A 23,247-nucleotide genomic window follows, 5' to 3' on the forward strand; every position below is an offset into this window, starting at 1 on the left:
CCCCTGTCCTGCTGGGCAGGGGCCCGATTCCTCCCCCGCCTGAAGGCGGGGGTCTCCTCGGAGGTATCTGATGAAGGGCATCGACTCGACCGTTCCGCACTCCGCCAGGGTGTGGAACTACTGGCTGGGCGGCAAGGACAACTATCCCGTCGACCGTGAGGTCGGTGACCAGTTCGCCCAGATCTTCCCTGGCATCTTCGATCTCGCCCGCCATTCCCGCTACTTCATGCAGCGCGCCGTCCGATATCTGGTGAGCGAGGCGGGTGTCCGCCAGTTCCTCGACGTCGGCACCGGCCTGCCGACCGTCGACAACACCCACGAGGTCGCCCAGCGGGCGAACCCCGAGTGCCGGATCGTCTACGTCGACAACGACCCACTGGTTCTGGCACACGCCCGCGCCCTGCTCACCAGCACCGGCGAGGGCAGCACCGACTACATCGACTCCGACCTGCGCAACCCCGAACGAATCCTCGATCTCGCGGCCGCGACACTCGACCTCACCCAGCCTGTCGGACTCATCCTCATGCAGGTCATGGGGCACGTCACCGACGACGACGAGGCGCACTCGATCGTGCGCCGACTGCTGGACGGCCTGCCCCCGGGCAGCTACCTCGCCTTCAACGACAGCGTCGACACCCACAAGGCCAACGCGGCGGCCACCTCGGAGAGCTACAACGAGAGCGGCGCCATCCCCTACAAACTGCGCAGCCCCGCAGTGCTCGAACAGTTCTTCGACGGCCTGGAACTGGTGAACCCCGGCGTGGTGTCGGTCAGCCATTGGCGCCCCGACACCGCCCCGGTCCCCACGGATGTGTTCGCCCTGGGCGGGGTAGCGAAAAAGACGCACTAACCTGCGCTCTCAACCAAGCCAGGAGTACGGAGAAGTCCGGCTGATTGACCGGCGCCCAGGTGACCAGACCTCACACATCACCGGCGCCGGTCAATGCGGCCGGGAAACGCGCGGAATCCTGTCGGCGACTCATAGGCCAGCGGCGTCCGCCCGCACTGTGGTCAAGGTGCCGAGGAGGCGCCGAGAGCTTCCAGCCAAGTGCGGATACGGTCGGCGTGTCCGACGAATGCGTTTCGACGGACAACACCGTGCTCGTCGATGTGCCGCGAGTCCTTAACGCCGAACCGATCGAGAAGTCCAAGCAGGATCGCGCGAGCACGGAGAAACAACTCCGGCGTCAGGCACTCCGCCGTCCGGACGTCCAATCGCACTTCACCGATGTCGTCCCCGCGCCACGTTCCCGCCGGCTGGAGGATGCCTTGAGAGTGGCTCCACAGCTCAAGCGGGACGTCGGCGGAGACGGGACGAAGATCGACGATGTCCGCCCGCACCGTCATCGTGTCCATACCGACTTCTTGAGCGCACGCCGCCGTCAGGCGAAGAAGGACGGCGGTAATCCAAGCCACGGCGCCTTCGCCGATCGCGCAGACTTGTGCACCGTCGGCAGGGCGGGAACGTTCCGATCCGACTTGGACGGCGGCGACGATGCTCCCGCCCGCACGCAACTCGACGACCACGTCTTTCGGCGGATCAGCGCTCCTCGACGTGATGGTCAGCGACTCGGGACGGCGCCGCGGCGGCTCTTCGCCGGCAAGGATCGGCGCAGGCCAACTGCCGGCCTCTCGCCGTACGCGGCGCTCGATCGTCGACGCGTGTAAGGCGTCCAAGAGGTCCTCCGCATCGCCGGGAAACGTCGCGGCGACGACGATCCACGGCGCGGAGTCGTCCCATTGGCGGGCGGCGTCCGCAAGCGGCCCGTCCACGGGTCAAAAGAGCTTTCGCATGTCGGAGTCGTCGATCAGTTCCGCGTTCGGAACCCTGGTTTTGCTCGCCACGTTGGCGAGCATCTGGTGGGCCATGTGGAAGCCGAAGTCTTCGGCAACGGTCTTTTTCCAATGACGGGAGAGGATGTTGTGTGCGGCCCAGCGGGTGTATCGCGGCCGTTTCATGATGAAGCGAGCGAGGTCCCACGCCCTGTCGAGGAGGTCTTCGCGTGGCAGGACGTCGTTGATGAGCCCCCATTCGAGTGCCTTATCCGCCGGAATCGATTTGGCGGTGTAGATGTGGTAGGCGGCACGCTTGGCGCCGATGAGCGATTGGATGGCCATGCCCTGCCCGTCGCCGGGGGGTGAGCCGAGCCAGAAGTGCGGGTCCATGAAATCGGCGTCGGGTGCGGCGAGGGTGATGTCTGACATCACCGCGAACTCGGTGTGGACTCCCGGTCCGTTCACGACGGCGATTGTGGGGATGTCGATGCTGCCGGTGAAGCTCTCGATGAGTTTCCAGCCGTCGTACATGCGCTGGTAGATGTGGTCGGGGTCGAGCTCGGAGGCGGGCTTGGGGTTCATGCCCTTCGGGTTGCCCGTCATCCATCTGTCGCCCGTGCCGGTGATGATGAGGACCTGGTTCCCGGGATCGTTGCCGATCTCCTGCCACACCCGCGGCCACGCGTTGTGCGCGGCGTGCGTATGCGCATATGGGCCGTCGTCGGTGTGCAGACGCACCTCGATGATCCCGTCCTCTCGCCGCATGCGGAAGAAGTCCGCGTATCGCGCCGAGTACTCCTCCAAAGACCGAGGGGCGACGTAGCCATCCCAATGGTCGGCCGGATCGAATGCCATGTTCCACCTCCGTGTCGGTGCTGCCCGCACTCCGTCGAAAAGTACACCGGACAGTGTGGATTGTATAGAGCGCGTATCATGAGGGTCGTGCCAAGGTCGCTAGCAGAGGTTCAGACGCCGGGCCGGAAGCTGCGCTCCGAGCTCAAGCGCGGAGCGATCCTGGACGCCGCCGAGGCACTCTTCGTCGCTCAGGGATATGCGAGCACGAGCGTCGACGCGATCGCCGCCCGCGCCGGGGTCTCCAAACGCACGTTGTATGACCATTTCGGAGACAAGGCCACGATCTACGCGCGGACTGTCGAACGTCTCAGCGACACACTCCTGACCACGATCAGCGATGCGATTCGCGAGGAGATCCCACCAGGCCGCGATGTGCGGGAGGCGCTCGTCGGCTTCGCCCGCCGTGTGGTCACGGAGACGGTTCCGTCATCGGAATACGCCGTGTTTCAACGGCTGACCGCTCGGCAGGCGCAACCTCCCGCGCTGCCGAGCTCGGTGCGCAACCGGCCGGAGCGCCTGCTCGAAAAGCGGTTCGCCGAATTGACCCGTGACGGTCTGTTCCAGGCGACGGACGCGAGCCTGGCGGTGCGCCATTTCACGGCCCTCACGATCGGCATCGCGATCGATGCGCTCGAAGACGGAGAGTTCGAGGTGGCCGGCGACGCCGGCACCGACAAGATCATCGACGACGGAGTGGACGCATTCCTGCGAGCCTACGCTTGAACGTCGTCGTCCCGGAGCAGCGGGACAGCTCTCACCGACCGCCCCTCGGAGTCGAGGACACGACCCAGCAGCTTGACCATCGACAGCACCACCGAGCGGTCCTGGACACGCATCTCGGGCAGCGCCTGCCCCATCCGCCATTCGAGGTCGTGCACCTCGGCGATGGAACGGAGCGACGCATCGACGATGACATTGAAGGGGCCTGCGACGAATGTCGCCGCGCGCACTCCGGGCAACGAACGGATTCGTTCCTCTGCCGTGCCGAGGTCCTGCATGTCGAGTGACCCGAAGTAGACCGCGGCCACCGACCGGCCCGACAGCTGTTGTGACACGTCGCAGCGCAGCGTCACAAGCCCCGATTCGCGAAGGCGCTGCACTCTCCGGCGCACCGAGATGGGGCTCATCCCGACGTTCTGCGCCAGACGTTCGAATGACATCCGCCCGTCGGCGTGCAGTACTCGCACGAGATTCCGGTCGATCTCGTCCCAGCTGTCCAAGGGCCGCATGTCCGGACCGTGCCCGGAACTCAAGCGGAGCTTCTGCGCACTGTTGAGGGCGCCCTCTCGCCAACGGCTCGCCTCGAGCGCGGACCGGGTCACGACATGGCTCCGTAGCCGGAGGATGCCCGGAACCCGTCCCACCACTTTCAAGAGGTAGTGCGACAACGACGGCAGGTCGGGCGCCTGTGCGATCATCACCACGTCCCGGCCACCGCTGGTGATCTTCACCGTCGCGGCCTCCACGTCGTCGGCGAGGGCTCGCGCGACGTCCGCAGAGCGCCCGGGCGAGCAGTCGACTTCGACCAGCGCGCACGCGGGTGTCATCCCACCGGACGGGTGCGCGGTCACCCATGCCACGCCCGCGTTGTTCATCCGAGCCCACCGGCGACTGACAGTTGCGGGGTCCACGCCGAGCACATCGGCGAGTGTTCGCCAGCTCGCCCGGGGAGCGGTGCGCACGGCGTCGACGAGCGCGAGATCGACTTCGTCAAACACCACTTGGTCGGCCACGGTGTCCCTTCCATGCACCGGAAGGTGCTCTCGTGTTGTTTTCATGCAATCTGACGGGCTCGGGTGTCGGTCATCTTAGCTTCTCATCAGCAGCCTGTTTCCTAAGGATGGTCCCCGTGCTCAACCGCACCGTCGCTCCCTTCCGAATCCACAATGTCCGGCTGATCGACGGGGTGAACGATGTCCCGATCGCAGACGCCGTGGTGGACGTCGACGCGGATGGGTGGATCACCTACGCTGGGCTCGCGGCGACGAGCCCGGCGCGGCGCGAGGGGACTACGCTCATCGACGGCGCAGGCGGCACTGTCTTGCCCGGGCTCTTCGATTGCCATACCCATCTCGGTTTCCCTTCGGACCGGTCCTTGATCGAGGCCGCCCTGCTCATTGATCCCGTGTTGGGAACGTTCCAGAGCGCGGAGAGGCTGCGCCGTACGCTGGGGGCCGGAATCACTTCGGTACGCGATCTGGGCGGCCTTCCCTCCGGATATCGGGCCGCCGTGCAGGCGGGGCTCATCCCCGGACCACGCATCCAGACCGCGGTCGGAGTGATCAGCCACACCGGTGGTCACGCCGATGGAACGTTGCCCGGTGGACGCAGTCTGGACCTCGACTACACGCTGCTCGCGGACGATGTCACCGGCGTCCGCGTGGCGGCTCGCCGGATGCTGCGCGCGGGCGCGGATGTGCTCAAGATCTGCACGAGCGGCGGGATCAGCAGTGCGCACGACGACCCCGACGATGAGGGCCTCCTCGACGAGGAGATCGCCGCTGTAGTCGATGAGGGACGGCGCCATCGCGACAGGCACGTGGCCGCGCACGCGCAAGGACGCGCAGGAATCCTCGCCGCGATCCGCGGCGGTGTGCGATCGGTCGAGCACGGCTTCGGGATCGATGACGAGGGTTGCGATCTGCTCGGCGAAGCCGGGGCGTTCCTCGTGCCCACCGTCTCCACGGCGTTCCAGCCGCTTGATTCCGCCAAGACGCCGAAGTGGCGGTATGACAAGAAGGTCCGCTGGGCGGAACGCACCAAGACGAACATCGCCGCGGCGATCGCGCGTGGAGTGAACATCGCCGTCGGCACCGACTCGGGAATGACCCCGCACGGGGAGAACGCGACGGAGCTGTGGTGTCTGGTCGAGCTCGGGATGGGACCGATGGACGCCATCCGGGCCGCGACCTTCAACAGCGCGCGACTCCTCGGCGTCGATGATCGCCTCGGTGCCGTGCGACCCGGTTATGCCGCCGACCTCATCGTGTGTGCGGAAGACCCGCTCAAGGACATCCGGGCGCTGTCCCGCCCGGACGGCATCACCTTCGTCGCGCAACAGGGAATCATCCACAAGTCGACGCTTCCCTGTGATGGTGTCACCGGCGCTCTCACGTCCCCCCTCTCAGCATCGCAGCCGTCCTGAAACGCGTTACCTCCCGACGCTCAACCAGCTCCCCGCGGCGCCCCAATCCCTCTCAGCACCTCAGCCGTCCTGAAACGCGTTACCCGTCCCCCGCATCGACACGAGGACATCACCCCCATCAGAGAGGGGATATCCATGCACGACACCAGCACCGCCGCCACCACCGATCAGGACCCCAGCACACTGCACTCTCATTGGAGTGTGCGTGTGGTCGCCTACGTCGCCATCCTCATCATGGTCAACGTCATGGTCGACACCGTCTTGGCCGCGCCGACGTTCGTCCTCCCCCACCTCGCGCGAGCATTCGACACCGACCAGTTCGCCTGGATCGGCGCAAGCGCCATGCTCTCCGGCGCCATGTGGGCGCCACTACTGGGCAAAAGCGCAGACGTCTACGGCAAACGCAGAGTGCTCGTCATCACCCTTCTCGTCGCGGGGCTCGGTGGCATCGTGTCACTCCTCGCCCCCAACCTCGCTGTCTTCGTCGTGGGACGCCTTCTCCAGGGTGCCGCCGTCGCGTCCCTGTTCCTGACGGTCGCCATCATTCGCGACATCTGCGTTCCGAAGTTCGCGCTGGCCGTCACCGGCATCGTGACCACGGGATCGGCTTTGTTCGGAATCGCCACCCCCTTCGTTCTCGAGCCTGTGCTGGAGACCTTTGGGTGGCAGGCCGTTTTCGTGGCCTCCGCGTCGTTCGCCGCTCTCGCCGCGATTCTGGTGCGCGTCATCGTTCCCGACACGAAACGCAGAACGCCCGGCCGGGTGGACGTCCTCGGTGCCGTCGTCCTAGGCATCGGACTCGCCGGTGTTCTGGTCTATATCAGCCTCGGCCAGGTCTTCGGATGGCTGGGCGCACCCTCCCTCCTTTCGCTCGGAGTCGGTATCGCCGCCCTTCTGCTCTGGTTCCTGGTGATCAGCCGCCGGCCCGAACCCGTCATCGACATACGCGCGATCTCGCTCGTGCTCGGTCTTGGTTTCCTGATCGTGGTGATGGGGACCGGCGCCTACCAGAGCAAGCTCCAGCTGGTCGGCATGATGGTCGACGTCTCTCCGGATGAAGGCCTGGGCTATGGCCTGGCCAGCCCGCTCGCGCTCGGATTGATGTTCGGCATCCCCTCCATGGGCATCGCGCTCGGCGGGATCGGCGCCGGCTACATCGCGCAACGCGTCGGCCCGGCCTGGTGCCTCACGGCCGGCATCGTCACCGGCACGGCGGCCAGCACGCTGATGTTCTTCGGCAACGGACCCAGCACCCTCCCCGTCGCGGTGACCGCGTCGTTCCTGCTGAGCCTCACTGCCGGGAACCTCGTCACCTCCGGGTTCAATCTCGCGTCGATCCTCGCCCCGGCGGAGCGGCAGGCGACCGTGTCGGGCATGGTCATGGTCATGATCGCCATCGGGTCTGTGACGATGAACTTCGTCGGCTCCGCGATTCTCGGTGCCACCTCGGTCGTCCGCGACGGCGAGACCGTCAACACGGCGACGGGCATCTATGCGTACATCGCCACCATCGGGGGCGTGTTCCTTCTCGCAGCGATCCCCGCGTTCTTCCTCATGCGCAAGATGCGGCGACAGGTCAGCGTCTCGACCGACACCGCCTCTTTCAGCCACATCTAAGGGGACACCATGACAGACCTCGCCCCAACGAGCCCCGCCCACGCACGACATCCGTACAGCCCCCTGCGAGACACGGGAACCGGGCTCGTATTCGTCTCCGGACAACTCGGGATCGCGGACGGCCGGATCGTCGACGGTGGTATCGCGGATCAGACACGCCAGGCTCTGGCGAACCTCGAAGCCAAGCTCGCCTCAGGCGGCCTCGGACTTGCCGACATCGTCAAGATCACCGTGTACCTCGCGTCCATGAACGATCGCAACGGGATGGACCTTGTCTATCAGGAGGCCCTTCCCCACCCTCTGCCCGCGCGCACGTGCATCGCCGTCGCCGCACTCCCTTACCAGGCGCTCGTGGAACTCGATGCCATCGCCGTAAGGACCACGAATTGAGCATTTCCGCCGCACGACCAGGCGACCCGCTCGTGGCCCTCTTGCACCAAATCGCGCCTGCGGAAAACGGTGCACGATGACGGCGCCTGCCTGCTGCCATATCAACGATGTGCGAGCCGCGGCGGCGACGATCGCGGATCACATCGTGCGGACGCCGTTGATCGCCGCACCGTGGTCTGGCGGCGATCTGTGGCTCAAGGCCGAGAACCTGCAACCGATCGGGGCTTTCAAGATCCGCGGCGCGACGAACGCGATCGCACGGCTGGATCCGCGAGCACGGGCACGGGGTGTCGTGACGCATTCCAGCGGCAATCACGGGCAGGCGGTCGCGTGGGCGGCGCGGTGGCGGGGCGTGCCCGCCGTGATCGTCGTACCGGAGGGCGCGAGCGCGGTGAAGACCGCAGCGATCCGGCAGCTGGGTGCCGAGGTCGTCGTCGTGCCCGCAGAGGACCGTGCCGCCGCCGTGGACGAGTTCACGGCCCGGCGGCGGCTGACCTTCGTGCCGCCGTACGACCATCTCGACGTGATCGCCGGGCAGGGCACTCTCGCGCTGGAAGTGCTCGACGACCTGGCTTCGATCGACACCGTTCTGGTTCCGGTCGGCGGTGGCGGTCTGATCTCAGGGGTGGGCACCGTGATGTCGTCCTTGTCGCCGAGGACCCGCGTTGTCGGCGTCGAGTCCGAGCTCGCGGCCGACGCGCGCGATTCACTCGTGCGAGGGCGCCGGGTCTCCTGGGACCCGGCCCTGACCTCACGGACGGCGGCGGACGGGACACGTGCGACGGTGGTGGGCGAACTGACGTTCCCGATCATGAGGGCCACCGTCGCGGAGATCGTGACCGTGACCGAGGACGAGATCCTCGCCGCGGTATCGGCCCTGGCGAGACGCGCACACCTCGTCGCCGAACCCAGCGGCGCCCTCGCCGTCGCAGCGCATCTCGCCGGCCCGTCCCGCTACGGCCGCTCCGTGGCCGTCGTGTCGGGCGGCAACATCGACCCGCCCGTTCTCGCCCGGGCGCTCTGTGAATCAATGCGAAAGGACCACTCCCTCTCATGAGCTACGCGGAAGCCGTCGCGGACGGCATCTGGGCGGCGAACGCCGTACGCGTCGGATACATCCCGTCGGTCACGGTGGCGCCGGTCATCAATTCACTCGTCGCCACGGACGGCGGTGCCGACGGCGTCTCGCCCAGGGTGACGCCGCTTTCCCGCGAGGAGGAGGCGATCGGAGTGATGGGTGCCGTCGCGTTCACCGGCCGGCTCGGCGCGGTGGTGATGCAGGACAACGGTTTCGGAAACGCCCTGACGGCCCTGACCACGTTCGCGCTGTCGTATCACCTGCCGCTGCTGATCTTCGCGAACACCCGGGGCAGCCTCGGGGAGTACAACTCCATGATCCACTCCATCAGTGGGCCGATGCCCGGCGTGCTGCGCGCTTTCGGGTTGCCGGTCATCGAGTTGGACCGCCGCAGCAGCGCCGCGGACTGGCACGAGGCGGTGCGCGAAAGCGGCGTGCACGCCGTCATGACCTATCGCCCCGTGGTCGTGCTCGGGTCGTTCTGGAACACCGACGGAAAGGTCGCCTGATGAAACGGCTGGAAGCCCTCCGAGTGCTCGCCGACCTCACCTCCGGCCACCCCGTGGTCGTCACGTGCGCCGCGACGAGCCGGGAGCTCGCGGCAGTGAAAGACAGCGACAATCACCTCTATCTCCTCGACGCGATGGGACTGGCCGGCTCGGTCGCCACCGGTCTGGCCCTCAGCGTCCCACCGAACGCGCCGAAGGTGGTCTGCATCGAGGGGGACGGGTCGCTCCTGATGAACCCGAACGTCCTGCCCACCGGGGGCTACCTCGCCCCGCCGAATCTGCTGCTCGTCCTCTTGGACAACGGTGTGTACGGCTCCACCGGGGCACTCCCGACCTACTCGGCCCGCGTGAACCTCGCACGGCTCGCCGAGGCCGCCGCATGGATCACCCGCTCCACTGACTCGGTCGAAGGGCTGCGGGCGGCATTTGAGGAGCTATGCGGGATCGACGGCCCCGCATTCCTCTACGCACGCATCGAAGAGGGCAATGCGCACGATGTCGCGAAGCTGCTCATCGATCCCGTCACCATCACCACCCGATTCTCGCGATGGCTGCGACAAGAGCACGCGTCAGAGGTGGGGGCGTGACCGCCGGCCGTGCAGGCATCGTAACCGTCGACCCGGCAACGGGCGATGACCTGGCGTTCTACCCCTACACCAGCTCGTCCACCGTCGATCGTGTCCTCGAGACCGCTCTCGATTCCAAGTGGGGCGTCTCGGACGTCGGCGACCGTGTCGGCGCCATCGAACGCCTCGCCGACACGATCAGCGGCCGGCGCGAGACGCTCGCGGCGCTGATCACGCGCGAGATGGGCAAACCCATCGCGCAGGCGCGCGCCGAGATCGACAAGTGCGTGTCCGCATGCCGGTTCTACGCGAGGGAGCTCCCCGGAATCCTCGAACCCGAACGGCTCGACCTCGACGGGGACGTCGGCATCGTGCGCGTCGCGCCGATCGGGGTGGTGTTCGCGATTCTGCCGTGGAACTATCCATGGTGGCAGGTCATCCGGGCGATGCTTCCGGCCATCGCAGCCGGCGACACCGTGGTCCTCAAGCATGCCGAGGCCGTCACCGGCAGCGCGATGGCCATCGAGGAAGTCTTCGCCGCCGCCTTCGGACACGGAGTGCTGCAGACGGTCATCGTCGACGCGCCCACGGTCGCCGGCATCATCGACGATCCCCGTGTGGCCGCGGTCACTTTCACCGGCAGCGACCGGGTGGGGGCTCTCGTCGCTGCGCGCGCGGGAGCGGCGCTGAAGAAATGCGTCCTCGAGCTCGGCGGCTCCGACCCGTTCGTCGTCCTCGCCGATGCCGACGTTTCCGCCGCCGCCGTGGCAGCGGTGCGCTCCCGGTTCCTGAACAACGGACAGAGCTGCATCGCCGCCAAACGCCTCCTCGTGCACCGCGACGTCCGCGACGCCTTCGTCGACGCCCTCGTCCCGCACGTCCAGGAACTGCGCGTCGGCGATCCCGCGAACGACGCGACCGAGGTGGGCCCGCTTGCCCGCCTTGATCTGCGCGACACGCTCCGCTCGCAACGCGAAGCCGCCCTCGCCGAGGGCGGCCGGATACTCGCCCAAACCCAGGCGCCCGAGGACGAGAATGGAGCATGGTTCTCACCATCGATCATCGAGGTGGCGGGCGACGACTCGATTCTGCTCTCCGAGGAGACCTTCGGACCGCTCGGTGCGCTCACGACCGCCGCCACCGACGACGAGCTCGTCCGGCTCGCGAACGCGTCACGATACGGTCTGAGCAGCAGCGTCTGGAGCACAGACCTCGATCACGCCGACACCGTCAGCCGGCGCATCCGAGCCGGCGCGGTGTTCGTCAACACCATCTCCGCCACCGACCCCCGACTTCCCACCGGTGGGGTGAAAGCCAGCGGCTACGGCCGCGAACTCGGCAAGTGGGGCGTCCACGAACTGGCCAACCTGCAAGCAGTACGGATCCGCAAATCATGAACGACATCCCCTCCTTCGCGCGTCCCGCGGCACGCCTCGCCGGCATCACTCCGTCCACGATCCGCGTCGTCTTCGACCGGGCCGCCGAGCTCGAAGCGGACGGGATCGAGGTATTGCATCTCGAGATCGGCCGCCCCGACTTCGACACCCCAACCCTGGTGAAGGAGGCCGCGACGGCGTCTCTCGCCGCCGGACGCGTGCACTATGGACCCAACGCCGGCACCCCGCAGCTGCGCACCGCGATCGCGCGGACTCTCGCCGCCGCGTCCGGACCGGTCTACGATCCGGACGGAGAGGTGATCGTCACCATCGGCGCCAGCGAAGCCGTCTTCCTCGCGATCATGGCGTTCTGCGGTCCGGGCGACGAGGTGCTCATCCCCGTGCCCGCGTGGCCGGCATATGAAGCGTGCGTCCGGCTCGCCGGCGCCACACCCGTCTTCCTCCCGCTCGATCCCGCACAGGGCTATTCTCTCGACCCGGAAGCCGTGCGAGCACGTCTCACCCCGCGCACGCGCATGCTCGTCGTGTGCACTCCCCACAATCCCACCGGCGCCGTCGTCGACGCGGGACGTCTTCGCGCCCTCGCCGACGTGCTCCGCCACACCGGCGTGCTTGTCCTCTCCGACGAGATCTACAGCGAGCTGGTCTACGACGGCACCAGGCACGTGCCGGTCGCCACCGTCGCCGACCTGCACATGCGCACGCTCACTGTCGGAGGGTTCGCAAAGGCATACGCGATGGACGGCTGGCGGCTCGGCTGGCTCGCCGCCCCCCGTGAGCTCGCCACGCCGGCCCTGCGCATCCGGCAGTTCACCACGGCGTGTCCGCCCACATTCACGCAGGACGCCGCCGTCTCCGCTCTCCGCGACACCGCGCAGGAACGGGCACAAATGCGCGACGCCTTCGCCGAGCGCCGCCGCGCCGCACTCGACCTGCTGAACGGGTGCACCGGCCTGCACATCGGAAACCCCGCGGGGGCCTTCTACCTTTACCTCACTTATCCGCCGCACCTCGGGCCCGGCGACCGGTTCGCACGCGAGCTTCTCGAAGAGGATCACGTCGCCGTCGTTCCAGGTGCGGCGTTCGACCCCACAGGTGCCGGCGCTCACTCGCTGCGAGTGTCATATGCCCGCTCGGTGGACGACATCCGCGAAGGTGTCTCACGGATCCTGCGACGTATCGACCGGTTGTCGGACGGCGGCCGCCGATGAAGCACGCTGCAGTTACGCCGGTGAATGTCGTACTCTCCGGGTTAGGGCGTGTCGGCCGCGCGTTCGTCGAACACATCCACAGCCACGGCGACGACCTCGCGCGGGAATACGGCGTTCACGTCCGGGTGAAGACCGTGCGAGCCGGCACCGAGCAGTGTCTCCTGGACGGTGATGGGCCGGTTCCGCCGCGATCGGATTGGCGGCCCCTCACGCCGCTTCGCTCCGCGCTCAACGGGGCAGAGGCGGACATTTTCGTCCAAGCGATCCCCTCGACTCCCGCCCTGCGAGAATTCGCCGCCGAGGAAGCGCTCACCGCTCTGCGAAACGGCGTCCACGTCGTCACCGCGACGAAGAGCCATCTCCTCACGCACTGGTCGCGACTCGGCCAGGCCGCGGCCGAGAGCGGAACAAGGATCCGGATCTCAGGGGCGACAGGGGCCGCCCTTCCCGCCGGCGACCTCGCGCGTTCGGCGATGCGAGGGCTCGGTTGCAACGGCATCCGCGCCTGCCCGAACGGGACGGCCACCTTCGTGCTCGACCGCCTCGCCGCCGGCGATTCCATCGACGACGCCGTCCGCGAGGCGCAGCGCCGGGGCATCGCCGAAGCCGATCCGTCGGCGGACCTCTCCGGCGCCGACTCCGCGACCAAGCTCAAACTCATGGCCGCGCTCCTGTGGGCGTGGAACCCCGAGTGCGTCCGCGTCGAGAGCGACGAGATCGACGCCGGCACGAGCGAAAGGGCGGTCGCGGTGGCGGCCCGCGGCGGACGACTGCGCGCCGTGGCGCAAGCCCACCTCGCCGCGCCGCACCTCGTGCGCGTCGTCCTCGAGGAGACGGCGCCCGGCGACCCGCTCTACGCATTGGCCGGCCCGGAGAAGGCCGTCACATTTCAATCCCCCGACGGTGGAGACGTCACCGTCAGCGGCGGCCGATCGCACCCGCTCGGAGCCGCGCTCTCGTTGGTAAGAGACATCATCGACATCGCATCACCACATCGAGGCTTCCGATAATCACGAGTGGTCTCGAACACTGTCGTCATCGGCAAACTCCGGTCTCGGTTTGGTCCCGGCTCGTCATAGCCAACGGTTCCGGGTAACGACGCGCATGGGTACGGCGAAGCCAGCATTCCAGGCCGTGGGGTGCGAGCCGGGCTTCAGCGATTTCACAAGTCATACAGCGCCGTGATCTGAGAGGTGATCGAGGGGCCGACCGGGACGACCACCACAAGTGCGGGGTTGCCGTGCTCCCCGTCGGCGTTGCCGAAAGCCCTGACGAGGAAGCACGCGACAGCGGTCATCCCCCCACCGGGCCCGGCGCGGCGCGTCTTTCGACCTGCGCGTGCCGTCGGCGCGGGTCCGCAGGCAGGGGCGCCGGCGCCAAGAACGGGGTCACACTTTTCCCTTCACATTCTTTGAGTATTTGTGCGGGATTCCCTCAGACATACACCGGTCCAAATACGCCACCGAATCTTCGGGCGACCCGGCATCGGAACGGAACCCAGCTCCCTGCCCCCTATCAAGGGAAAACTCTCTGGCCCGGCCGGGAAAACTCTGATACAGACTTAATAGGAAGTCGCTTTATATGGCCGCCGGATCCCCTGACCGTCAAGGAGTTTTACTTGCGTAGAGGAGTTCGTTTTCTCGCCGTTTTAACTACCGCAATCGTCTCACTCGCTCCCCTGCCCCCGGCTCAAGCCGTATCTGCGGACCCGCCTCGGCCGGCACCCATTCAGTGGGCACCTTGCACCGAGCAGCCCGAGGTCGAGTGCGGGAAGATCACGGTGCCGATCGACTGGAGCGAGCCGGAGGAGAGCGGCACCGTCGAGATCGCCGTCGCCAGGCGCAAGGCCACCGATCCGGCCGCACGGATCGGCTCCCTCGTGCTTCACCCCGGCGGCCCCGGCGGGTCGGGCGTCGGCATGGTCTTCGACAGCTCGTTGTACGCCAGTCCTGAGCTCGCCCGGCGTTTCGACCTCGTCGGTTTCGACGCGCGCGGCGGCGGGCGGAGCCATCCGATCATCTGCTCGAACGACGCGCTCGCCGGCCGCCCCGGTGAGCTGATTCAAAGCCAGGCGGAGTTCGACGCCTTGGTCGCCTACAACGCGAGGTTGCGCGCGGACTGCCGTGTTCACACGGGACCGTTGTTCGACCACGTCGACATGCTCAGCGTCGTCCGCGATCTGGACCTGCTGCGGGCCGCCCTCGGCGATGAGCAACTCACCTTCTACGGGATGTCGTACGGCTCGCTGCTCGGCCAGCTCTACGCCGAGACCTTCCCCCACCGTGTGCGAGCGCTCGCCCTGGACGGCGTTTACGACCACAGTCTCGGCACCCGGGCCATGTTCGACAGCCAGGCGCGGGCCGCGGAGGACGGCTTCAACGAGTTCGCGGACTGGTGTGAGCGTGAGACCGCCTGTGTGCTGCACGGCCGGGACATCCGGCAGTTCTGGGCGAACCTCAAAGTGCGCGCCGATCGCGGCGAGCTTAACCTTCCGGGTTATCCCTTGATCAAGCTCACGAGGTGGCACCTGATCTCCTCCACCCTCGGCAGTCTCCATATACCCGTCTGGCGTTTCCTCGCCCGCATGCTCAAGGCCATAGACGAGGGAGTCATGACGTCAGCCGCTCAGGCGCAGCTGCCGGTGCAGACCTGGCCCCAGCCCGTTCAGGCGTTCTGCCAGGATTATTACCTCCCCGTTCGCGACTACCGCGAGTATGCCCGCCACCTGCGGCGTGCCGCCAGGATCGCGCCCAACATGGAGTTCAGCGCGTACACGCTCTATGCGATCGCGACGTGCCTCGGCCACCCGGACTCCATTCCGAACCCCCAGCGCCGGCTGCGCGTCAGGGGAAGCGCTCCGCTCCTGCTGGTCAACGCCAGGCACGATGTGGAGACCGGCACGGAGTGGCCGGCCAACGTCGCCGCCCAACTGGGGCGCCAGGGGGTGCTGCTCACCTATGACGGCTGGGGCTACCAGTCCTACCGCAAGAGTCCGTGTGTCGCGGAGGCCGTCGACCGTTACCTCGTCTCGCTGACCCTTCCGGCACGCGGCACCCACTGCCCCGCCGTACCGGTCCCCACGGCGGCGGGCGAGAGCGGGCCGCCGGCATCGGTGCCTCTGCCAGGTCCGCCCGGCTGGGGGTTCTGATCCACTGGAGCCGGGCGGTCCCCACCGCCCGGCTCTTGGTCAAAGAAGACCTACCAACTGGTTGGTCGTAAAGCTAGGCTGGAGCCGTGCCGCGACGGGACCGGCGAGAGTGACGGCCCGGCATCGGGGCACCGTACGGGCAATGCACTTCGCTCTAGCGCTGAGGTTCCAACGTGACTGCACTCGACGCCTCCCCCGGCGGTTTCCGCGCCGCCCGCGACCTTCTGCTTCGATTTTCAGGTGACCGTGACGAGGCCGTGGCGCGTTTTCGCTGGCCGGATGTCGGGGTGACATACAACTGGGCCACCGACTGGTTCGACATGATCGCCCGCGGCAACTCCGCCACCGCGCTGTGGATCTTGGAGGAGGACGGGCGCGAGACAAAGGTGAGCTTTGACGAGATGGCACGGCGCTCCGACCAGGTGGCGACCTGGCTGGAGGACGCGGGGGTCGGCGTCGGCGACCGGGTGCTGGTCATGTTGGGCAATCAGGTCGAGTTGTGGGAGACGATGCTGGCCGTGATGAAGGCCGGGGCGGTGATCATGCCTACCACGACCGCTCTCGGCCCGGCCGAGCTCGCCGACCGGGTGGCGCGCGGCGGCGCCCGCTTCGTCATCGCCAATGCGGCTGACACGGGCAAGTTCGACCAGGTTCCGGGAGATTACACGCGGGTGCTGGTCGGTGAGGAACGACGGCCTGGGTGGTTGTCCTATCGCGAGGCATATTCCGGGGCTCCGCGCACTTTCTCCGCTCGCACGGCGCCCGGCGACCCCTTGCTCTATTACTTCACCTCGGGCACGACGTCACGCCCGAAACTGGCGGTGCACACACAGGTCTCCTATCCCGTCGGGCACCTGTCGACGATGTACCTCCTCGGTGTCCGCCCCGGGGACGTCCATCTCAACATCAGTTCGCCCGGGTGGGCCAAGCACGCCTGGAGTTGCTTCTTCGGCGCGTGGAACGCCGAGGCGACGGTGTTCGTCCACAACTATTCGCGGTTCGACGCGGGGGCGCTGCTCACGCAGATCCGCCGGGCCGGGGTGACGACGTTCTGCGCGCCGCCCACGGTGTGGCGCATGCTGATCCAGGCCGACCTGTCCGGTGGTCCCGGGGCTCTGCGGGAGGGGATCAGCGCGGGTGAGCCGCTCAACGCGGAGGTCATCTCGCAGGTCGAGCAGGCGTGGGGCATCACCGTACGCGACGGGTTCGGGCAGACCGAGACGACGGCGCTGATCGGCAACACGCCCGGCTCCCCGGCAAGCCCGGGTCGATGGGCCGGCCTCTACCCGGGGTGGACGTCGTCCTGCTCGATCCTGTCACCGGGCGGGCCGCGGGCGAGGGTGAGATCTGCCTTGATCTCTCCTCCGCGCCGCTCAATCTGATGACCGGCTACGTCGGCGACGACGAGCAGGCCGCGCACGCCGTGGCCGGCGGCTTTTACCACACGGGCGACGTGGCGAGCCGCGACGCCGACGGCTACATCACCTTCATCGGGCGTACGGACGACGTGTTCAAGGCCTCCGACTACAAGATCAGCCCGTTTGAGCTGGAGAGCGTGCTCATCGAGCACCCCGCGGTGTCGGAGGCCGCCGTGGTGCCCGCGCCCGATCCGGTGCGGCTGGCCGTGCCCAAGGCTTATGTCACCTTGGCGGCGGGGTGGAGTCCCGGCCGTGAGACCGCGCTCGCCATTCTCAGGTATGCCCGGGAGAACCTCGCGCCCTATCAGCGGGTCCGCCGGCTTGAATTCGGCGAGCTGCCCAAGACGACCTCGGGGAAGATCCGCCGCGTCGAACTGCGGGCCAGGGAGGCGGCCTCCGCGGAGCCTCACGCCGGGGAGTGGCGGGACGATCAGTTTCCTGAGCTGAGGTCCTGAGCAGCTCCCTTTGCCTTGCTCTGACCGGGCGATAACCTTTTTTGGCGCCCGAGGGGTAGACAATTGATGAGTGGGGGCGTCCGGGACTCTCCATACCAGCCCCGGGCCCCCACCTGGCACGGCAGAGCCGGGAACTCCTGGGCCGCCCCCGCCGCCCGCGCCCGCCCTCCACGCGCTTTATCCGCTTTTATGCGTTCATTGGGCGCCATAACTTCGCATTTCGGGCAGCCTGTCTGCCGCTTAAGCACGCCCCCATTTGCGCCACATCCACTATGGCAGGAATCAAAAACGAACCTCGATATCATGGTGGATACGGCGTCGCATCATCCGCTCATTAGCACCCCCACCAGGTGCTCTTCCCCCGCCGGCCGTGCATGCCCCGCTATCGCGGTTGACCGGGCAGGTCCGCCTCCTCAGGCTCGGGCCGATCATGGACTGATGCCGCCTTGCCGTACTCCCCTTTTGCCGTGCCGATTAACCAGAGAGGTGGCCGATGACCCTAGAGGCGACCGAAGAGACATTCAGCTTCCAGACCGAAGTGGCCCAGCTCCTCCACTTGATGGCCCACTCGCTCTACAGCAACAAGGAAATCTTTCTCCGCGAGCTGATCTCGAACGCCTCCGACGCGATCGACCGGCTCCGCTTCGAGCGTTTCTCCCGCCCCGAGCTGGCCGACGACGAGCCGCTGCGCATCCACGTCGCCTTCGACCCGGAGGCTCGCACGATCACCATCTCCGACAACGGCATCGGGATGAGCCGGCAGGAGGTGATCGCCAACATCGGCACCATCGCCAAGTCCGGCACGACCGAGTTCCTCAAGTCGCTCAGCGGTGACCAGCGCAAGGACGCGGCGCTCATCGGCCAGTTCGGCGTGGGCTTCTACTCCGCGTTCGTCGTCGCCGACAAGGTGGTCCTCACCACCCGCCGGGCGGGCGCCGCCGCGGGCGACGCGGTGCGCTGGTCCTCCGAGGGCAAGGGCGAATACACCCTGGAAGCCGTGGAGCTGGAGCAGCGGGGCACCTCGATCGTGCTGCATCTGCGCGAGGGCGAGGAGGAGCTGCTCAACTCCTACCGCCTGCGGTCGATCATCCAGCGCTACTCCGACCACATCAGCCTGCCGATCGTGATGGCGCCGGAGGAGGAGGGCGGCGAGGAGACCACCGTCAACCGGGCGTCGGCGCTGTGGACCCGCTCCAAGAGCGAGCTGACCGAGCAGGACTACCACGACTACTACCGGCACATCGGCCACGATTTCACCGATCCGCTGGCCTATTTGCACGCCAAGGTGGAGGGCCGCTATGAATACACGCTGCTGCTCTTCATCCCGTCCCGTGCCCCCTACGACCTCTGGGCGCAGCAGTCGCGCCACGGCGTCAAGCTGCACGTGCAGCGGGTGTTCATCCTTGAGGACACCGGACAGCTGCTCCCGGCATATCTGAGATTCGTGCGCGGGGTCATCGACTCCAGTGACCTGCCGCTGAACGTCTCCCGGGAGATCCTGCAGAGCAGCCGCGCCGTCGACCACATCCGGTCGAGTGCGGTCAAGAAGGTGCTGAAGCTTCTCCGCGACATGGCCGACAACGAGCCGGAGAAATACGCGACGTTCTGGAAGCAGTTCGGCGCGGTGCTCAAGGAGGGCGTCGCCGACGACTATTCCAACCGCGAGGAGATCGCCGAACTCCTGCGTTTCTCCTCCACCCACTCGGCGACGCAGGAGCCGGACGTCTCGCTCAACGCCTATGTCGAGCGGATGAAGGAGGGCCAGGAGAAGATCTACTACCTGCTCGCCCCGACGTTGTCCGCCGCCTCCAGCAGCCCCCACCTGGAGGCATTCCGGAAAAAGGGCATCGAGGTGCTGCTTCTGGGCGAGGCCGTGGACAACTGGGTGGTGACCGGCCTGCTGCAGGAGTTCAAGGGCAAGGCGCTGCAGTCGGTCGCCCAGGGAGTGCCGGACTTCGGCGACCTGGAGGACGAGGCCGAGAAGCAGGAGACAGAAAAGGCCGCCGCCGACCTCGCCCCGCTGCTCACCCGGCTCAAGGAGAGCCTGGACGGCAAGGCCTACGACGTGCGCGTGACCAACCGGCTCACCACATCACCGGCCTGCATCGTGGCCAACGAGGCCGACACCGACCTCAACCTGGCGCAGCGGCTCCGCGGCTCGGGCCTGCCCAACCAGCCGGTGCTGGAAATAAACCCACGCCACCCGCTGGTGGAACGCCTCAAGGAGGAACAGGACGACACCCGGCTCGCCGACTGGGCCAACGTGCTGTTCCACCAGGCCGTGCTCACCCTGGGGGCACGGATCGACGACCCGACGGCCTTCGTCGACCGGCTCAACGGCCTCCTGGTGACCCTCACCGACGAGTCCTGAGCCCACGGATGCGACGGCGGCCGGTGACTTTTCCCCGGCCGCCACGCCTCTTCTCTTTCCGATGAGCAGGGTGGTCCCGTACGGCGAAGCCGGCCCGGCTAGCGGTCGCGGCCGAGACGGTCCAGGTTGTCGCTGTGTCCGGCAAGGGCGCGGCTGAAGGCGTCCTCCGCGGCCTGGAATTGAGCCTGCATCGTGCTCAAATCAAGTGGATTGCCGATGTCGTCGCCCAGTGTCGACGTAAGCAACGCCTGCACCTGCTGAGCGGCATCGTCCTGAGCCACCTGCACAGCCGCGGTGACCAATTCCCCAAGTGTCTGGCTGTCGTTCCGCATCGCCCGCGGGTCGAGCGTGATCTCGCGCAGCCGGCCCCCTTGGTCGACACTCGCCCTGATCGTGCCGTCGGCCGCCTGCCCTTCGCCGACTACCGACTCAAGCTCCGCGGTGGCCTCGTTGAGGCGGCGGAGCGCCTGCTCGCTCTCGCTGAGCATGCGGTCGAGGTCGAAGGGGGTCTCGAAGGTCGCCATGGATCTATGTCTAGCAAGCGGCAACCCCCGCATTCATGATTCTTTACCCCATAACCTTCTGCCTACAGGGCGGAATTTCGGGAGGATCCGCCGTTCTCATACGGGGAGGTACGCATGGCAGCCTCCACGGAACCCCCACGCCCGCCCTACCCACCGAAACCCGCATTTCCACCACGCCCGACCAATCCCCCGGCCGTGGGGAGGCCCGTGCCACCCCCGCCCACCTACGCCCCCACCGTGCCGCCGCCGCCGTCGTCCGCCCCCAAAGTGCCCTCCGCGGCGACACGCACCTGGAAACTGGTGTCGGGCGTGAGCATCTCGGCGATCGGCATCTACCTCTTGGTCGAGGGCGCACAGGGCAACGAGGAGGCGATGCGCCGGGCGAAGACCAGTTGGTCCAACGCCCTGGCCGGCACCCTGGGCGTCGAATTCACCAGCAGCGCCGCCACAGCAGTGGCCAAACTCAACTCCACCATGCTGAAAATCGAACACGCCCTGCCCTCCGGCGGCGGCGCCATCAACTTCGAAGCCGCCAAGGTCAACACCAAAGACCTCGCCTCCTTCCACGAACCCCCCAAACGCGAACCCGGCCAGCCCCCCAAACTCCCCCCGGCGGCACGGAGTTCGACTGGACCACCCGCAATCCCGACAGATAAACACCCGAGGCGGCGGCGCGCTCGCGCTCGAAATCAGCGCAGAATGCGCCGCCCCGCCGAAGCGATGTGAAGTTCGTCCGGCCCGTCGAGAAGGCGGGCCGGACGGGCAGTGGGGTGTCTGGGCCGAACCCGGCGGCGCCGTGAACCTGGATGGCGGCATCGACGACCTGTTCCAGCGTGCGGGTGACGGCTACCTTGGCCAGGGCGGTTTCCAGGCGGGCGTCGTCGCCGGAGGCGTGCAGGGTAACAGCCTCGTGGACCAGAGGCCGGGCGGTGCGGACGGCCAGGAGAGCCTCGAAAGCCAAACGCTGGACGAGTCGAAGGTCGGCGAGGTGCCCGGTCGGAGGTGGGGCGGGGGCCGGGCTCGGTCGCGGAGGCGGGTGAAAGCGCGCTGGGCTGGGGCTTTGCCATACGGAATCGGGGTGGCATTCCGGGGGTTGTGAACCTTGGAGGGGCGCGGGCCCGAGGGCCTGCGCCGAACTCCGGCGGGGTCCCGGGCGACTGTCTGACGAAGAGGCGACGTGTGCGGGCCGACCGGGACGAGGAGACGACGATGCGGCGGGAACGGCGGACGGGGTCCGCGAGCGGGCTCGGCCGGGAGCGGTGGATCACCGTGCTGCTCACCGCCACCATGGGCGTTTCGATGCTTCAGCTGTTCCTCGTCGGTGCGCTGGGGCCGCGGCTGGTGGAGGACGCGGGCATCCCCGTGGGCGCGATCGGGTTGACGTCGACCGCCGGGTTCGGCGTGGCGGCGCTGCTGTCGCTCACGGCCGGGCACTGGGTGGACCGGCTGGGGGCGCGGCGCAGCCTGATCGTGCTGCTCGTGCTGGCCTCGGCGGCGCTCGCGCTGATCGGCGCGGCCTCGGGGGTGTGGACGCTGGTCGCGGCGCTGGCTCTCGGCGGGTTGCCGCAGGCGCTGGCCAACCCCGCCACGAACAAGATCATTCTGTCGGAGGTCGAGCCGGACGGGCGGGGGCCTGTGACCGGGTGGAAACAGTCTGGGGTGCAGTTCGGCGCCTTCGCCGCGGGCCTTCCGCTCGCCGCGCTCGCCGCGTGGACGGGGTGGCGGGGCGCCGTGTGGACGGCTGCGGGTGTGGCGCTCCTCGTCGCGTATGCGGCACTGCGCACACTGCCGGCCGACTCCGCCGCGCCCGGGGCCCGGCCCGGTTCCGCACCGGCCCCATCCGGTGCGGGTGCTCAACCGGGCTCCGCACCGCACGCGCCCGAGGCGACGGCTCAGCCCAGCCCGGCCGGGCTTCCCCTCGCGCGGCTCGCCGCCTTCTCCTTCCTGCTCGGCAGCGGACTGGCCGCCGTCAACACCTATCTCGCGCTGTTCGGCGCCCAGCGGCTCTCACTCGGCCCCGTCGTGGCCGCGTGGCTCGTCGCCGCGCTGGGGATCGCGGGTGTCGCCGGGCGGGTCGGCTGGGCACGCCTGGCCGGCCGGCTCGCGCGGGCCGAGGTGCTCCTCGCCCCGCTGACCGCGGGCGCGTCCGCCGCGGCGCTGCTGTTCGCCGCCGCGACCCAGGCCCCCTTCCTGGTGTGGCTCGGCGCGGCTGCCGTGGGCGCCTTCGCCGTCGCGGCCAACGCCGTCTCGATGGTCGTGGTCATCAAACGTGTCGGCCCCGCCCGCGCCGGCCGCGCCTCGGGCCTGGTGTCGGCGGGCTTCTTCGCCGGCTTCGCCGCCGGCCCCCCGCTGTTCGGCCTCCTAACCGACATATGGGGGTACGGCGCAGCCTGGCTGGCGGTCGCCGCCACCTTCGCCCTCTCCTCCGCGACCGCGGCGCCCTTCCTCCGCCGCCACTGGACCGGGTGAGTTGAGGGCTGGGTGACCACCACGACGCTCACCGGCAGCCGGGCTCCGCGCGGACTACAAGGCGGCCGAGACCTACGTTTGCGCGCCGGGGCCGCCGGTGGATGTGCCGCTCGGCGCGATGTTCGGCGACCACTACCCCAAGGTGCCGCTCGGCTACGCGTCCGCCTGGCGGAGATATTCCGGCGCCAGGTTCGCTCTGCGGGCCTTCCCGGGGGGCACTTCTACCTTGGTTCCTGGCCTCGTGACGTCGTCGGCGCCATCGTCGACGCCTGCGGGATCGGCCTGCGTGAACCCGTCCGCTGGGACCGCGGCGCCCGT

General features: G+C 67.9%; 20 protein-coding genes and 2 pseudogenes. 16 read left to right on the top strand and 6 right to left on the bottom strand.

The window, feature by feature from the left end:
* Positions 1-70: 70 nt before the first annotated feature.
* Complete coding sequence (locus Ssi02_RS35510; RefSeq protein ID WP_204032347.1) at positions 71-850, top strand: SAM-dependent methyltransferase; 780 nt, start codon at positions 71-73, stop codon at positions 848-850.
* Between the two features lie 161 nt (positions 851-1,011).
* Here the strand turns inward: Ssi02_RS35510 and Ssi02_RS35515 are convergent, their stop codons facing one another.
* Together Ssi02_RS35515 and Ssi02_RS35520 are read right to left on the bottom strand one after the other, a co-directional pair.
* Positions 1,012-1,773, bottom strand: a complete 762-nt coding sequence (locus Ssi02_RS35515) for a hypothetical protein (protein ID WP_204032349.1) — start codon at positions 1,771-1,773, stop codon at positions 1,012-1,014.
* 3 nt (positions 1,774-1,776) lie between these two features.
* A complete protein-coding gene (locus Ssi02_RS35520; RefSeq protein ID WP_204032352.1) occupies positions 1,777-2,631 on the bottom strand; it encodes an enoyl-CoA hydratase/isomerase family protein in 855 nt (284 codons plus the stop codon).
* Between the two features lie 78 nt (positions 2,632-2,709).
* Here Ssi02_RS35520 and Ssi02_RS35525 point away from each other — a divergent pair, with 78 nt between their 5' ends.
* Complete coding sequence (locus Ssi02_RS35525; protein ID WP_204032354.1) at positions 2,710-3,354, top strand: TetR/AcrR family transcriptional regulator; 645 nt, start codon at positions 2,710-2,712, stop codon at positions 3,352-3,354.
* On the opposite strand, the gene Ssi02_RS35530 is transcribed toward Ssi02_RS35525, so the two are convergent.
* On the bottom strand, positions 3,345-4,364 hold the full coding sequence (locus Ssi02_RS35530; protein WP_204032355.1) for an Lrp/AsnC family transcriptional regulator: 1,020 nt from the start codon (positions 4,362-4,364) through the stop codon (positions 3,345-3,347). The two genes, Ssi02_RS35525 and Ssi02_RS35530, sit on opposite strands and share 10 nt — an antisense overlap.
* A 116-nt stretch (positions 4,365-4,480) precedes the next feature.
* On the opposite strand from Ssi02_RS35530, the gene Ssi02_RS35535 reads away from it, so the two are divergent.
* The 9 genes from Ssi02_RS35535 to Ssi02_RS35575 all read left to right on the top strand — a co-directional run bounded on the left by Ssi02_RS35535 (position 4,481) and on the right by Ssi02_RS35575 (position 13,554).
* A complete protein-coding gene (locus Ssi02_RS35535; protein ID WP_239130312.1) occupies positions 4,481-5,776 on the top strand; it encodes a metal-dependent hydrolase family protein in 1,296 nt (431 codons plus the stop codon).
* Positions 5,777-5,911: 135 nt separating this feature from the next.
* A complete protein-coding gene (locus Ssi02_RS35540; protein WP_204032357.1) occupies positions 5,912-7,393 on the top strand; it encodes an MFS transporter in 1,482 nt (493 codons plus the stop codon).
* Positions 7,394-7,402: 9 nt separating this feature from the next.
* The gene (locus tag Ssi02_RS35545) at positions 7,403-7,783 is read left to right on the top strand and encodes a RidA family protein (protein WP_204032358.1); all 381 of its coding nucleotides are present in this window, start codon (positions 7,403-7,405) and stop codon (positions 7,781-7,783) included.
* Between the two features lie 76 nt (positions 7,784-7,859).
* On the top strand, positions 7,860-8,840 hold the full coding sequence (locus Ssi02_RS35550; RefSeq protein WP_204032360.1) for a threonine ammonia-lyase: 981 nt from the start codon (positions 7,860-7,862) through the stop codon (positions 8,838-8,840).
* Positions 8,837-9,370, top strand: coding sequence for a hypothetical protein (locus Ssi02_RS35555; protein ID WP_204032362.1), 534 nt, complete (start codon positions 8,837-8,839; stop codon positions 9,368-9,370). Before Ssi02_RS35550 ends, Ssi02_RS35555 begins: the two co-directional genes overlap by 4 nt.
* Positions 9,370-9,957, top strand: coding sequence for a thiamine pyrophosphate-dependent enzyme (locus Ssi02_RS35560; RefSeq protein WP_204032365.1), 588 nt, complete (start codon positions 9,370-9,372; stop codon positions 9,955-9,957). The genes Ssi02_RS35555 and Ssi02_RS35560 overlap by 1 nt, the downstream gene beginning before the upstream one ends.
* Positions 9,954-11,333 carry an aldehyde dehydrogenase family protein gene (locus tag Ssi02_RS35565; RefSeq protein ID WP_204032366.1) on the top strand — a complete coding sequence of 460 codons (1,380 nt, stop codon included), beginning with the start codon at positions 9,954-9,956 and terminating at the stop codon, positions 11,331-11,333. The genes Ssi02_RS35560 and Ssi02_RS35565 overlap by 4 nt, the downstream gene beginning before the upstream one ends.
* A complete protein-coding gene (locus tag Ssi02_RS35570) occupies positions 11,330-12,544 on the top strand; it encodes a pyridoxal phosphate-dependent aminotransferase (protein WP_204032367.1) in 1,215 nt (404 codons plus the stop codon). Before Ssi02_RS35565 ends, Ssi02_RS35570 begins: the two co-directional genes overlap by 4 nt.
* 20 nt (positions 12,545-12,564) lie before the next feature.
* Positions 12,565-13,554 (top strand): hypothetical protein, encoded by a 990-nt coding sequence (locus Ssi02_RS35575; protein ID WP_204032368.1) that lies wholly within the window; start codon positions 12,565-12,567, stop codon positions 13,552-13,554.
* A 152-nt stretch (positions 13,555-13,706) separates the two neighbouring features.
* Here Ssi02_RS35575 and Ssi02_RS39520 read toward each other — a convergent pair whose 3' ends face one another.
* The gene (locus tag Ssi02_RS39520; RefSeq protein WP_275410791.1) at positions 13,707-13,841 is read right to left on the bottom strand and encodes a hypothetical protein; all 135 of its coding nucleotides are present in this window, start codon (positions 13,839-13,841) and stop codon (positions 13,707-13,709) included.
* Positions 13,842-14,324: 483 nt separating this feature from the next.
* On the opposite strand from Ssi02_RS39520, the gene Ssi02_RS35580 reads away from it, so the two are divergent.
* From Ssi02_RS35580 to htpG, 3 genes and pseudogenes are all read left to right on the top strand, one after another.
* Complete coding sequence (locus Ssi02_RS35580) at positions 14,325-15,692, top strand: alpha/beta hydrolase (protein WP_204032369.1); 1,368 nt, start codon at positions 14,325-14,327, stop codon at positions 15,690-15,692.
* Positions 15,693-15,865: 173 nt separating this feature from the next.
* A pseudogene (locus tag Ssi02_RS35585) lies at positions 15,866-17,565 on the top strand (AMP-binding protein).
* A gap of 493 nt (positions 17,566-18,058) precedes the next feature.
* Entirely contained in the window at positions 18,059-19,936 is a 1,878-nt protein-coding gene (htpG, locus tag Ssi02_RS35590) for a molecular chaperone HtpG (protein WP_204032371.1), read from the top strand.
* A 98-nt stretch (positions 19,937-20,034) separates the two neighbouring features.
* Here htpG and Ssi02_RS35595 read toward each other — a convergent pair whose 3' ends face one another.
* Positions 20,035-20,460, bottom strand: a complete 426-nt coding sequence (locus Ssi02_RS35595) for a YbaB/EbfC family nucleoid-associated protein (RefSeq protein WP_204032373.1) — start codon at positions 20,458-20,460, stop codon at positions 20,035-20,037.
* Positions 20,461-20,667: 207 nt separating this feature from the next.
* On the opposite strand from Ssi02_RS35595, the gene Ssi02_RS39125 reads away from it, so the two are divergent.
* On the top strand, positions 20,668-21,186 hold the full coding sequence (locus Ssi02_RS39125; RefSeq protein ID WP_239130314.1) for a hypothetical protein: 519 nt from the start codon (positions 20,668-20,670) through the stop codon (positions 21,184-21,186).
* A 97-nt stretch (positions 21,187-21,283) separates the two neighbouring features.
* Here Ssi02_RS39125 and Ssi02_RS40060 read toward each other — a convergent pair.
* A pseudogene (locus tag Ssi02_RS40060) lies at positions 21,284-21,421 on the bottom strand (acyl-CoA dehydrogenase family protein); the annotation flags it as partial.
* A gap of 218 nt (positions 21,422-21,639) precedes the next feature.
* On the opposite strand from Ssi02_RS40060, the gene Ssi02_RS35605 reads away from it, so the two are divergent.
* Positions 21,640-22,929, top strand: coding sequence for an MFS transporter (locus Ssi02_RS35605; protein WP_204032377.1), 1,290 nt, complete (start codon positions 21,640-21,642; stop codon positions 22,927-22,929).
* The last annotated feature ends 318 nt before the right edge of the window (positions 22,930-23,247 follow it).

Source organism: Sinosporangium siamense, from assembly GCF_016863435.1.
Classification (GTDB): Bacteria; Actinomycetota; Actinomycetes; order Streptosporangiales; family Streptosporangiaceae; genus Sinosporangium; species Sinosporangium siamense.

Excerpts from the sequence above, each read along its gene's own strand:
- Ssi02_RS35510 (WP_204032347.1), top strand. The coding sequence starts at position 71 with ATGAAGGGCATCGACTCGACCGTTCCGCACTCCGCCAGGGTGTGGAAC.
- Ssi02_RS35520 (WP_204032352.1), bottom strand. The coding sequence starts at position 2,631 with ATGGCATTCGATCCGGCCGACCATTGGGATGGCTACGTCGCCCCTCGG.
- Ssi02_RS35525 (WP_204032354.1), top strand. The coding sequence starts at position 2,710 with ATGAGGGTCGTGCCAAGGTCGCTAGCAGAGGTTCAGACGCCGGGCCGG.
- Ssi02_RS35540 (WP_204032357.1), top strand. The coding sequence starts at position 5,912 with ATGCACGACACCAGCACCGCCGCCACCACCGATCAGGACCCCAGCACA.
- Ssi02_RS35545 (WP_204032358.1), top strand. The coding sequence starts at position 7,403 with ATGACAGACCTCGCCCCAACGAGCCCCGCCCACGCACGACATCCGTAC.
- Ssi02_RS35550 (WP_204032360.1), top strand. The coding sequence starts at position 7,860 with ATGACGGCGCCTGCCTGCTGCCATATCAACGATGTGCGAGCCGCGGCG.
- Ssi02_RS35555 (WP_204032362.1), top strand. The coding sequence starts at position 8,837 with ATGAGCTACGCGGAAGCCGTCGCGGACGGCATCTGGGCGGCGAACGCC.
- Ssi02_RS35560 (WP_204032365.1), top strand. The coding sequence starts at position 9,370 with ATGAAACGGCTGGAAGCCCTCCGAGTGCTCGCCGACCTCACCTCCGGC.
- Ssi02_RS35570 (WP_204032367.1), top strand. The coding sequence starts at position 11,330 with ATGAACGACATCCCCTCCTTCGCGCGTCCCGCGGCACGCCTCGCCGGC.
- Ssi02_RS39520 (WP_275410791.1), bottom strand. The coding sequence starts at position 13,841 with ATGACCGCTGTCGCGTGCTTCCTCGTCAGGGCTTTCGGCAACGCCGAC.
- htpG (WP_204032371.1), top strand. The coding sequence starts at position 18,059 with ATGACCCTAGAGGCGACCGAAGAGACATTCAGCTTCCAGACCGAAGTG.
- Ssi02_RS35595 (WP_204032373.1), bottom strand. The coding sequence starts at position 20,460 with ATGGCGACCTTCGAGACCCCCTTCGACCTCGACCGCATGCTCAGCGAG.